This is a genomic window from Pseudarthrobacter sp. HLT1-7, assembly GCF_059383435.1.
Window position 1 is genome coordinate 167,472 of record NZ_JBWZCH010000008.1, and the last position, 11,693, is coordinate 179,164.

An 11,693-nucleotide genomic window follows, 5' to 3' on the forward strand; every position below is an offset into this window, starting at 1 on the left:
CGCTACCTGGCGAGGCTGTGCTGGAGCGCAATCTCGATAGCGGCTCCGACGATTCCGGCATCGTTCTTCAGCTCCGCCGGGACAATCGGCGTGCGCAGCCGCAGCCTCGGGAGGTACTCGTCCGCGCGCTTGGAGATGCCGCCGCCGATAATAAAGAGTTCGGGGGAGAAGAGGAACTCGACGTGGGAGAGGTACCGCTGCAGGAGGACGCTGTACTGTTCCCAGCTCAGGCCGTCCCGTTCCCGGGCGACGGCGGAGGCCTTGCTTTCGGCGTCGAAGCCGTCGATCTCCAAGTGCCCGAGCTCGGCGTTGGGGACGAGCTTGCCGTCGAAGATGAACGCGGAACCGATCCCGGTGCCGAGGGTGATCACCAGGACGGTGCCGGCGACTCCTTTGCCGGCACCGTAGCGGGCTTCGGCGAGGCCGGCGGCGTCGGCGTCGTTGATGACCTCGACGGGGCGGCCGAGGCGGGCGGTGAGCATTGCATCGATATCCAGTTCCAGCCAGGACTTGTCCACGTTGGCGGCGGAGTGGACCACGCCGTGCTGGATGATGCCGGGGAAGGTGACCCCCACGGGGGAGTCGGGGGCCGGGGCATCCGGGCGGGCCGACAGTTCGGCAACAACCTGCGCCACCACCTCGGCGACGGATGCGGGCGTGGACGGCTGCGGAGTGGGGATCCGCAGACGGTCACCGACGAGCTTGCCCTTTTTCAGGTCGACGATCCCGCCCTTGATCCCGGTTCCGCCGACGTCGATCCCGATCAGCTGGGTGTTCTGCTTCGACTTCTCGTCCTTCTTGGCCAATGTGGTTCCGTTCGTGGCAGGGGCGGGCTAGCGGAGATCCGGCCGGGGCCGGAGGGGGAAGACCTGGATCTTCCGGGTGGTGCTGGAATCAGGGGAGGGTCAGGATTTCCGCGCCGGATTCAGTCACGAGCAGGGTGTGCTCGAACTGCGCGGTGCGCTTGCGGTCACGGGTCACCACGGTCCAGTCATCGGACCACATGTCCCAGTCGACGGATCCGAGGGTCAGCATGGGTTCGATCGTGAAGACCATGCCGGTCTCCATGCCCGTGTTGTAGGCGGGGGCGGCGTCGTAGTGCGGGATGATCAGGCCGGTGTGAAAGGCCTCACCCACGCCGTGGCCCGTGAAGTCGCGGACCACGCCGTAGCCAAAACGCCTGGCGTAGGACTCGATGGCCCGGCCAATGACGTTGATCTCGCGGCCGGGGGCCACCGCGCGGATGGCGCGGTTCAGCGATTCACGGGTGCGCTCGACGAGCAGCCGGGATTCCTCGTCGACGTCGCCCACGAGGAAGGTGTAGTTGGTGTCGCCGTGCACTCCGCCGATGAAGGCGGTGATGTCGATGTTGAGGATGTCGCCGTCCCGGACCACGGTGGTGTCCGGGATGCCGTGGCAGATCACCTCGTTCAGCGAGGAGCACAGTGACTTGGGGAAGCCGCGGTAGCCGAGGGTTGAAGGGTAGGCCTTGTGGTCCAGCAGGAACTCGTGGCCTACGCTGTCCAGCCGGTCGGTGGTGACGCCGGGCACGATGTGCCTGCCCACCTCCACAATCGCCTGGGCGGCAATCCGTGACGCAGTCCGGATCTTCTCGATGGTCTCCGCGGACTTGACCTCTGAGCCCGTGAATTTGGCCGGTCCGGGCTTCCCCACGTATTCGGGGCGCGGGATGGAAGCCGGGACGGGCAGCTGTGGGCTGACTGTTCCCGGGATCAGGGTGCCGATGGGTGCTGTCGAAGCGAGAGAAGGCATAGATTGATTCTATAAGGAGTCGCCGAAGGCCGGGAAACAAAGGAGCACCGATGCCCGAATACTGGTACAACGTCAACACCCACGAGGTTGAAGTGGACGCCATGTCCGACTGGAGCCAGCTGATCGGCCCCTACAAGACCCGGGACGAAGCCGAGCACGCCCTCGAGAAGGTCAAGGCGCGCAACGAGACGTGGGACAAGGGCGACGAGGACTTATAGGGTCCTGTCTGACGGGCCCCGCTCGACGGCGGGCCGCGTCCCGGCGGCTAGAAAGAGTGCTCGGGGCCCGGGAACTGCCCTGAGCGGACATCCTCGCCGTAGGCCCGGGCGGCGTCGCTGAGCGAGGTGCGCAGGTCCGTGTACTGCTTGACGAACTTGGCCATCTTGCCGCCGCGCAAGCCCGCCATGTCCTGCCACACCAGCACCTGGCCGGTGGTCGCGCTGCCGGCGCCGATGCCGATAGTGGGAACGGCGACGGCTGCGTCCACGGCTGCCGCCGTCGCTGCCGGAACCATTTCCATCAGCACGCAGAACGCGCCGGCGTCGGCGAGGGCGACGGCGTCGTCGATCAGCCGCTGGGCGTCGTCGCCACGGCCCTGGACCCGGTAGCCGCCGAGCGCGTGCTCGCTTTGCGGGGTGAAGCCGATGTGCGCCATCACGGGAATGCCGGCCTGGACCATGGCGCGGACAGTCTCGGCGTAGAACGCGCCGCCCTCGATCTTGACGGCGTGTGCCAGTCCCTCCTTGAGGAACCGGACGCCGGTGGCCACGGCCTGCTGGGCGGACACCTCGTAGCTGCCGAACGGCAGGTCCGCCACAACCAGCGCGCGCCGGGCCGAGCGGGTCACCGCACGGCACAACGGGATCAGTTCGTCCACGGTGACGGGCAGGCTGGTTTCGTTACCGAAGACATTGTTGGAGGCCGAGTCTCCCACCAAGAGGACCTCGATGCCGGCCTGGTCAAAAATTTCCGCCGTGTACTGGTCGTAGGCGGTCAGCATGGCGAAGCGCTCACCGTTGAGCTTGGCCTGGCGCAGGTGGTGGGTGCGGATCTTCGCCGCCGGCTTCGGCGTGGCGTCCGCGGGTGCTGCCGCCGCCGGCGGGGCCGCCGGCGCGTCCGCCGTTGGGGTCGCAGCCACGGCCGGGGAGGCCGCCGCCGGGCCGTTGCCGTAGGGGGCCGTTAGTTCTGCGGGCGTGCTGGAATCGGGACTGATGCTTGTGGCCATGGCACGAGCGTAGTGCGATACCGCGCGTCCGAGCTACCGGGGACCGGAGCGTGAACGGTGAAAAACGTCACACGGCCGCCGCCGGAATGGACGCCTCCGGGCGTCCGGCGGCATATTCCGGCGCCGCTGTGCTAACGCTGTGTTACGCCGGGCGGCCGCTCCAGCATTCGGCGCCAATGCTTAGTAAAGTGAATCGTGAGCAGCTGTGGGCGCCATGTATGACGGGCCCGGGGCACGGACGAATGAATCGGAAAGAGGCCAGTATGGACCGCCAGCAAGAGTTTGTCCTGCGGACGATCGAAGAGCGCGACGTGCGGTTCGTGCGCCTGTGGTTCACCGACGTCGTGGGGTCGCTGAAGTCTGTGGCTCTTGCCCCGGCTGAAGTTGAAGGCGCCTTCGAAGAGGGCCTCGGCTTCGATGGCTCCTCCATCGAAGGTCTGGCCCGCGTCTTCGAATCCGACATGCTGGCCCAGCCGGACCCCGCCACCTTCCAGATCCTGCCGTGGCGCGGCGAGACCGAAGCGACGTCGCGGATGTTCTGTGACATCCTGACGCCCGACGGCGAGCCCTCCTCCGCGGACCCGCGCAACGTCCTCAAGCGCAACCTGGCCAAGGCCGCGGATATGGGCTTCACCTGCTACACCCACCCGGAGATCGAGTTCTACCTGCTGAAGTCCCAGCATCCGGGCCCCGACGGTTCGCCCGTCCCGGTGGACGAGGGCGGCTACTTCGACCATGTCCCGGGCGGCGTGGCCCAGGACTTCCGCCGGACCGCCGTGACCATGCTCGAATCGGTGGGCATCTCCGTGGAGTTCAGCCACCACGAGGCCGGCCCGGGCCAGAACGAGATCGACCTGCGCTACGCGGACGCCCTGCAGACCGCGGACAACATCATGACGTTCCGCACGGTGATCAAGGAAGTCGCGCTGCAGCAGGGCACCTACGCCACCTTCATGCCGAAGCCCTTCACCGCCCACCCGGGATCCGGCATGCACACCCACTTCTCACTCTTCGAGGGCGACACCAACGCCTTTTACGAGGCCGGAGCGGAATTCCAGCTCTCCGAGACGGCCCGTCAGTTCATGGCCGGCATCCTCAAGCACGCGCCCGAATTCACGGCGGTCACCAATCAGTTCGTGAACTCCTACAAGCGGCTCTGGGGCGGGGGAGAAGCTCCGAGCTACCTCAGCTGGGGTCACAACAACCGTTCTGCCTTGGTCCGGGTGCCGCTGTACAAGCCGGGCAAGGGCCAGTCCGCCCGGATCGAATACCGCGGCATCGATTCCGCTGCCAACCCCTACCTCGCCTACGCCGTGCTGCTCGGTGCCGGCCTGAAGGGCATCGAGGAGGGCTACCAGCTTCCCGCCGCAGCCGAAGACGACATCTGGTCCTTGAGCTCGGCCGAGCGCCGCGCCATGGGCCACGATCCGCTCCCGGCGTCCCTGCACGAAGCCATCCGGACCATGGAGGATTCCGAGCTGATGCCGCAAATCCTCGGCGAGCAGGTCTTCGAGCATTTCCTGCGCAACAAGCGGGCCGAATGGCAGGACTATCGCCTCCAGGTCACGCCCTACGAGCTGCAGCGCAACCTCGGCATCCTCTAGGCGGCCCGGGTGAGCCTGGCACGACGCCTGATTGCCGCCGGTTTCAGCGATCTGGACAAGGGTGAACGGTTCCTGGCCGCCCCGGAGCTCGACGGCCTGGACCGTGAGGTCCTGTTCGCCGGGCTGCAGCTCGCAGCGAACCCGGACACCGCGCTGCAGTCCCTCGTCCGGCTGATCGAAAAGCATCCGGACCTGCGGAAACTGGCCGTGGCCGACCCGGAGCGCAGCGAACCGCTTTACCGGGTGCTCGGCGCCTCCGAAGCGCTCGGCGAATTCCTGATCCGCCACCCCGAACATCTCGACGCCTTCGAAGTGACGGCCAGCCCGGAGCCGCGCGCAGCGGATACCGCGGACCTGCGGGCACGGCTGCTGCAGTCCGTGCGGGCTGATCCGAAGTCCGCCCGGCCTGTCGCAGCCCTGTCGGGGCACGAAGGCTATGAAGCGCTCCGCACCGCGTACCGCCGCGGCCTCGTGGAGCTTGCGGTCAAGGACCTCTGCGCCGCGGATCCGCTGGACTTCATGCCCTCCGCCGGGGCCGAACTCGCGGACCTGGCCGGGGCAGCCGTCGAGGCCGCCCTCGCCGTCTCCCGGGCCGAAGCCGCCGAACACTTCAGCGCCGCCGAGGTGGCCGACGTCGGACTCGCCGTGATCGGGATGGGCAAGTGCGGTGCCCGCGAACTCAACTACATTTCCGACGTCGACGTCATCTACGTGATCGAGTCCGGCGGGCTGGAGGACGCGCGCGCGAACACCATCGGCACGGCGCTGGCCTCGGGCATCTCCCGGGCGATCATGTCCACGAGCCGGGAGCCCGGGCTGTGGGAAGTGGACGCCAACCTGCGCCCCGAGGGCAAATCCGGACCGTTGGTCAGGACACTGGCCTCGCACCAGAGCTACTACGCCCGCTGGGCCGAGAGCTGGGAATTCCAGGCCCTGCTGAAGGCCCGGACCATCGCCGGCGACACGGATCTCGGCGCGCGCTACGAAGCCGCCGTCGCCCCGCTGATCTGGTCTTCCGCCGGCCGCGAAGGATTTGTGGAATCGGTCCGCTCCATGCGCCGCCGGGTGACCGAGCACATTCCTGCCGAGGAAGAGCAGCGGCAGATCAAGCTGGGCCGCGGCGGCCTTCGCGACGTCGAGTTCACCGTCCAGCTGCTGCAGCTGGTGCACGGAAAATCGGACGAGTCCCTGCGCTGCCGCGACACCACCGGTGCCATCGCCGCGCTGTCGGCCGGCGGGTACATCGGCCGCTCCGACGCCGCCGAGTTCGACCGGGACTACCGCTACCTGAGGCTGCTGGAACATCGCATCCAGCTCTTCCAGCTGCGCCGCACCCACCTTATGCCGATCCAGGAAGCCTCGCTGCGGGCGCTCGCGAAGGCCGTGCTGGGTCCTTTCGCCACCGAGCGGCCCAAACCCGATGCCCTGATGGCCGCCTGGCGCCGGACCAAGAAGTCCGTCCGGGAACTGCACGAACGCATCTTCTACCGTCCCCTGCTCAACACCGCCGCCGCGCTCAGCAGCGAGGAGGCCCGGCTGACCCCGGAGGCCGCGCAGGGGCGCCTCGCGGCCCTGGGCTACCTCGACCCGCAGGGCGCAATGCGGCACATCGAGGCGCTCACCGCCGGGATCAGCCGCCGCGCCGCGCTCCAGCGCCAGCTCCTGCCGATCCTGCTCGGGTGGCTGGCCGAGGGCGTGGATCCGGACACCGGGCTGCTGGCCTTCCGCCGGGTCAGCGAGGCGCTCGGCACCACGCACTGGTACCTCGGGATGCTGCGGGATTCGACGGCGGCAGCCGAGCGGCTCTGCCACGTCCTCTCCAACTCCCGGCTGATCTCGGACCTGCTGGAAGTTTCCCCCGAGTCCGTGGCCTGGCTCGGCTCGGACAAGGATCTGGTGCCGCTGACGTTCGAGGCGCAGTGGCTCGAAATCGCCTCGAAGATGTCCAGGCATGCGGAGCCGGAAAGTGCCATGCGCCTGATCCGGCTCATCCGGCGCCGCGAAATCCTGCGGATTGCGATCGCGGACAGCGCCGCGGTCCTGGACCAGGACCGCGTGGGCGCTGCCCTCGCCGACACGGACCGCGCCGCGGTCCTGGGTGCGCTGCGCGTCGCCGAAACCATGGTCACCGCCGGGGAACCGCTCAAGACGCACGTGCTGGTGGTGGCGATGGGGCGCCAGGGCGGGCAGGAAATCGGCTATGGTTCGGATGCGGACGTGATGTACGTCCATCGCGGCCTGCCCGGGGTGCCCGAGGATCAGGCGCAGGACCAGGCCGCGAAGATTGTTGCGAAGCTCTCCAGCCTTTTGACCCAGCCGCTCAAGCCCGCCATCCTCGCCGAACGCGTCCTGATGGTGGATGCGGACCTTCGGCCCGAAGGCAAGAGCGGGCCCATGGTGCGGTCACTGGAGTCCTACGCCGAGTACTACCGCCGGTGGTCACTCGTCTGGGAGGCCCAGGCGCTGCTGCGCGCCCGCCCCATGGCCGGCGACGACGCACTGGCCGCCGATTTTGTCGGGCTGATCGACCCGATCCGCTACCCGGAAACGCTGTCCGAGCAGGACGTGCGCGAAGTCCGCCGCGTCAAGGCCCGCGTCGAAGCGGAGCGCCTGCCGCGTGGGGCGGACTCCGCCCGGCACCTGAAACTGGGCCGCGGCGGCCTGAGCGACGTCGAATGGCTGGCCCAGCTGCTGCAGTTGCAGCACGCGGCGCAGCATCCGGAACTGCGGACCACCTCGACAGTGGAGGCACTGGAGGCGGCGGCCGCCGTCGGGCTGCTGGAGCCGGCGGACGTGGTGATCCTGCTCCGGGCCTGGCGCCTGGCGAGCAGGGTCCGCTCGGCCAATGTGATCTGGACCGGCCGGGCCTCGGATGTGCTGCCTTCGTCCCGCCGGGACTTGGAGGCGGTGGCCCGCTGGTGCGGCTACGGGCAGGGCAACGCCGCGGCCCTCGAAGAGGACTACCTGCGGCTCAGCCGGCGGGCCAGGGGCGTCTTCGAACGGGTGTTCTACGGCCAGTAGCGTTAGCTGCCTGAATCCGCCGGATGGCCCGGCAGTGGGCTGACACGCCACGCCGGCGGTGCTATTTTGGGCCCATGGCCAAGCAAATGTTCCTCAACCTCCCCGTCAAGGACCTCAACAGAGCCGTCGGATTCTTCACCGCACTGGGTTTTTCCTTCAACCCCGACTTTACCGATGAGAACGCCACCTGCATGATCGTCAACGACGACGCGTTTGTGATGCTGCTGGTGGAGAGCTACTTCAGGACGTTCACCGCCAAGGCCATCGTCGACGCCGGCAGCGCCACCGAGGCCATTGTGTCGTTCTCCCTGGACAGCCGTGAAGCCGTTGACCAGATGATCCGCAAGGCACTCACCTCCGGCGGCACACCGTCCCAGGAGGCCCAGGACTACGGCTTTATGTACACCCACAGCTTCCAGGATCCGGACGGCCACCTTTGGGAAGTGTTCTGGATGGACCCGGCCGGACCGCCGAAGGACGCGGCGCTCTAGCCGCGGCTGCCTGATTCCTTCGACGGCGGCGTGAGCCCCCGGCCTGGGTAAACTTCTGTCATGCCTGAACACGTGTGGCTGCTGCCGCTGAAGAACCTCGACGACGACGCCCGCGCCATCAAACTGGGCGAGATCGCAGACCTGGAAGTCGCCGGGGAGCAGCGGATGTTCGTGGGCGACCCGCTGCGCATGACGCTCGTGGGGCTGGCAGAAGAGTCCCGCCATCCGTTCGCGATAGACTCCAACGGCGTGGCGGTGGGGGTGCTGACCCTGCAGGCCGGTGCTGCAGCCGCAGCCGGCTGGGCGGACGACGGCTCGGCCTGGCTGCTCCGCGGCTTCCTGATCGACCGCCGGCAGCAGGGCAAGGGCCTCGGCACCCTGGCAGCCGGGTCAGCCGTCCCGGTGGCCGCAAATCTGACGGCCGCCCTCGGCGGCGGACAGGCCGGCGTCGTGCTCTCCGTTAACGAGCTTAACCCCGCCGGACAGGCGGCCTACCGCAAGGCCGGCTTCGAGGACCACGGCCAATACCTTGGCGGCGGCGCCGGCCCGCAGCGGACCATGTACCGGGCTTTCTGAATGTACCGGGCGTTCTGAATAGTGCCCGCTGCAAGTCCGCTGGCAGCGGGCAGCGTCAATGTTCATTGACGTTACTGCCTGTGTCAGCTAACGTTGACGGCAGGAGGTTGCCTGATGAAGACACTGATTGGTTCCATGGACGGCAAGGGCCCGGCCGAAGCGCTGTACGCGGTGTCTGAGCTCCGCAAGGAAGTGGCCCGCACCGAAACGGAGGTGGTGCGGCGTGCCCGCCAGGCGGGACTCTCCTGGGAGGCCATTGCGACGTGCCTCGGCGTCAGCAAGCAGGCCGTGCATAAGAAGTACGGGAAGCGCTGAGCCGAAGATCCGGACCCGAGGGGCCTGACGACGGGCGCCGCCTCAGACCGCAAAGACCAGCGGCCCCCACCGGGAGGGTGGGGGCCGCCGTCGTGCAGGCGCTGGTAACTTTTGCGGTGTCGCCTAGACGCCGTAGTACAGCTCGAATTCGTACGGGTTCGGGCGCAGCGAGAGCGGACGGATCTCGTTCTCGTACTTGTACTCGATCCAGGTGTCGATCAGGTCCTGGGTGAAGACGCCGCCGGCCTGGAGGAACTCGTTGTCCTCGGCCAGGGCGTCCAGTGCCTCCTCGAGCGTTCCGGGAGCCTTGGGGATGTCCTTGGCTTCCTCGGCGGGGAGCTCGTAAAGGTCCTTGTCGATCGGGGCCGGCGGTTCGATCCGGTTGCGGATGCCGTCGATGCCGGCCATCAGCTGGGCAGCGAACGCCAGGTACGGGTTGGAGGACGGGTCCGGAGCGCGGAACTCGATGCGCTTGGCCTTGGGGTTTGAGCCCGTGATCGGGATACGGATGCCCGCGGAGCGGTTGCCCTGGGAGTACACCATGTTGACCGGTGCTTCGAAGCCCTTGACCAGGCGGCGGTAGGAGTTCACCGTCGGGTTGGTGAACGCCAGCACGGCGGAGGAGTGCTTCAGCAGGCCACCGATGTACCAGCGGGCCATATCGGACAGCCCGGCGTAACCCTTTTCGTCGTAGAACAGCGGCTCGCCGGCGGTCCAGAGCGACTGGTGGCAGTGCATGCCCGAGCCGTTGTCACCGAAGACCGGCTTCGGCATGAACGTGACCGACTTGCCCCAGGCATCGGCGGTGTTCTTGATGACGTACTTGAACTTCTGCAGGTCATCCGCCGCGTGGGTCAGGGTGGTGAACTTATAGTTGATCTCAGCCTGGCCGGCGGAGCCCACCTCGTGGTGGCTGCGCTCGACCTCAAGGCCGGCCTCGTCGAGGGCGACACACATGGCGTCGCGGAGGTCAACCTGTTTGTCGGTCGGGGAGACCGGGAAGTAGCCGCCCTTGACCGGAGTCTTGTAGCCGAGGTTTCCGCCCTCTTCTTCACGGCCGGTGTTCCAGTGGGCTTCCTCGGAGTCAATCTTGTAGAAGCTGCCCTGCGGGGAGGACTGGTACTGGACGTTGTCGAACACGAAGAACTCGGCCTCGGGCGCAAAGAACGCGGTGTCGGCGATGCCGGTGGACGCGAGGTAGGCTTCGGCCTTTTCAGCCACACCGCGGGGATCTCGGTGGTACGGGTCGCCCGTGCGCGGGTTCACGATCGAGAAGTTCAGCGCGAGCGTCTTCTCCATGCGGAACGTGTCGATGAATGCCGTGGTGACGTCCGGGATGAGCTGCATGTCCGACTCGGCGATGCCCTGGAAACCGCGGATCGAGGATCCGTCGAAGAGCTGGCCGTTGACGAAGAAGTCGGCGTCGACGCTCTTGGCGGGCACGTTGAAGTGCTGCTGAACGCCGGGGAGGTCGGTGAAGCGGATATCGACGAATTTGATGTCTTCGTCTTTGATGAACTTGAGGACTTCGTCCGCAGTCTTGAACATCTATGCTCCTTACGCATATGAAAGATCTGGCCGTCAGGCCGTATGGTCCAGCGCAGTCCGACGGCGGGGTGCACCCGAAGGTCTGCCCCGCCCCTATGCCGCTAGCAACTGTTACCACCCTAAGGACACGGGGTTTCCCCGCGGTGTCCGCTTTGTTTCGGGCACGTTACGGAATGCCCTGACAGGTCAACGGTAGTCGCTGTCCACAGTGTGGCCTATCCGGTTCCACCCTGTGACCGTGCGAGGTCCACACAGTGAACGGCCCTGCGAGGCCGGTCTTTGCCGATACTCTTGGAGGGTGGTGGATCGTAAAGACATAGGCTCATGGCTCGGCGGGCCGGATACGTCGGGCATCTCGAAGTATCCCGGCGAGCGGCTGGGGCTGCCCGAATCCGGGCCGGGCTCCATTGCCCGTGCCGGACGGCGGATCCTGGCGATCTGCATTGACTGGGGGATTGCGCTGTTGATCAGCAATTTCGCCTTCGCCGGGAACCCCTGGACCACCCTGGCCGTGTTCGCCGTCGAACAGGCCCTCCTGATCGGCACGCTGGGGTACAGTATCGGCCACCGCATCATGGGCCTCCACGTGACCCGCCTCGACGGCGGTCCCGCCGGCCCCCTTCCGGCCCTGGTCCGCAGTCTGCTGCTGTGCCTCGTCTTTCCGGCTGTCATTTTCGACCCGGACCAGCGGGGCCTGCATGACAAGGCCATGAATACGGTGCTCGTCCGGAGGTAACGTCTCTCAGGCGTCGCCGGGGCTTGCCCTGCCTTATCGAACCGGCGGCGGCAGGAACACGCGAGCGGATCGCTCCCGGCCACGGCGACCAGCTCGGAGGCGCTCTCCGGACCCCGCCATTCGCCACATGTGGCCGCTAAGCCACCGCAGGTAGCGGCCATTTGCGTCCGATGGAGGCGCCGCCCGGGTGAAGGGCGACGGCGGGCAGGCCACGACGCTCCGGACCACGCCATTCGCCACACGAGGCCGCAAAGCCACAGCAATTCGCCACACGTGGCCGCTGATATGTAGGCCCGGTTGTCAAGAGGCATGGATGAGCGGCTCCTGGGTTTTGTTCCGGGGGCCGCTCATCTTGTGCCTGCCGGGGGACGGTGTCGGTGCTGGCGAGTCTTTTCTCGACTGCA

11 protein-coding genes are annotated in these 11,693 nt (G+C 67.2%); 7 read left to right on the forward strand and 4 right to left on the reverse strand.

The features are described from left to right. Positions 1-2: 2 nt before the first annotated feature. Complete coding sequence (gene ppgK / locus AC50X6_RS10365) at positions 3-806, reverse strand: polyphosphate--glucose phosphotransferase (protein ID WP_326966672.1); 804 nt, start codon at positions 804-806, stop codon at positions 3-5. Between the two features lie 88 nt (positions 807-894). After that, positions 895-1,773: a type I methionyl aminopeptidase gene (gene map / locus AC50X6_RS10370; RefSeq protein WP_494966130.1), complete on the reverse strand. Its 879-nt coding sequence runs from the start codon at positions 1,771-1,773 to the stop codon at positions 895-897. Positions 1,774-1,823: 50 nt separating this feature from the next. Between map and AC50X6_RS10375 the strand changes: the two genes are divergently transcribed. Further along, entirely contained in the window at positions 1,824-1,991 is a 168-nt protein-coding gene (locus AC50X6_RS10375) for an SPOR domain-containing protein (RefSeq protein WP_494966131.1), read from the forward strand. Between the two features lie 47 nt (positions 1,992-2,038). Here AC50X6_RS10375 and panB read toward each other — a convergent pair whose 3' ends face one another. Then, entirely contained in the window at positions 2,039-2,998 is a 960-nt protein-coding gene (gene panB, locus AC50X6_RS10380) for a 3-methyl-2-oxobutanoate hydroxymethyltransferase (protein WP_494966132.1), read from the reverse strand. Between the two features lie 263 nt (positions 2,999-3,261). Between panB and glnA (AC50X6_RS10385) the strand changes: the two genes are divergently transcribed. The 5 genes from glnA (AC50X6_RS10385) to AC50X6_RS10405 all read left to right on the forward strand — a co-directional run bounded on the left by glnA (AC50X6_RS10385) (position 3,262) and on the right by AC50X6_RS10405 (position 9,005). Beyond that, positions 3,262-4,602, forward strand: coding sequence for a type I glutamate--ammonia ligase (gene glnA / locus AC50X6_RS10385; protein ID WP_463882643.1), 1,341 nt, complete (start codon positions 3,262-3,264; stop codon positions 4,600-4,602). Positions 4,603-4,611: 9 nt separating this feature from the next. Beyond that, entirely contained in the window at positions 4,612-7,623 is a 3,012-nt protein-coding gene (locus AC50X6_RS10390) for a bifunctional [glutamine synthetase] adenylyltransferase/[glutamine synthetase]-adenylyl-L-tyrosine phosphorylase (protein ID WP_494966133.1), read from the forward strand. A 74-nt stretch (positions 7,624-7,697) separates the two neighbouring features. Next, positions 7,698-8,114: a VOC family protein gene (locus tag AC50X6_RS10395; RefSeq protein WP_494966134.1), complete on the forward strand. Its 417-nt coding sequence runs from the start codon at positions 7,698-7,700 to the stop codon at positions 8,112-8,114. Positions 8,115-8,174: 60 nt separating this feature from the next. After that, positions 8,175-8,690 carry a GNAT family N-acetyltransferase gene (locus tag AC50X6_RS10400; RefSeq protein ID WP_494966135.1) on the forward strand — a complete coding sequence of 172 codons (516 nt, stop codon included), beginning with the start codon at positions 8,175-8,177 and terminating at the stop codon, positions 8,688-8,690. A gap of 114 nt (positions 8,691-8,804) precedes the next feature. Next, the gene (locus AC50X6_RS10405; RefSeq protein ID WP_494966136.1) at positions 8,805-9,005 is read left to right on the forward strand and encodes an AsnC family protein; all 201 of its coding nucleotides are present in this window, start codon (positions 8,805-8,807) and stop codon (positions 9,003-9,005) included. Between the two features lie 123 nt (positions 9,006-9,128). Here the strand turns inward: AC50X6_RS10405 and glnA (AC50X6_RS10410) are convergent, their stop codons facing one another. Then, the gene (glnA, locus tag AC50X6_RS10410) at positions 9,129-10,553 is read right to left on the reverse strand and encodes a type I glutamate--ammonia ligase (protein ID WP_494966137.1); all 1,425 of its coding nucleotides are present in this window, start codon (positions 10,551-10,553) and stop codon (positions 9,129-9,131) included. Between the two features lie 298 nt (positions 10,554-10,851). On the opposite strand from glnA (AC50X6_RS10410), the gene AC50X6_RS10415 reads away from it, so the two are divergent. Beyond that, entirely contained in the window at positions 10,852-11,289 is a 438-nt protein-coding gene (locus AC50X6_RS10415; RefSeq protein ID WP_494966138.1) for an RDD family protein, read from the forward strand. Positions 11,290-11,693: the final 404 nt, after the last annotated feature.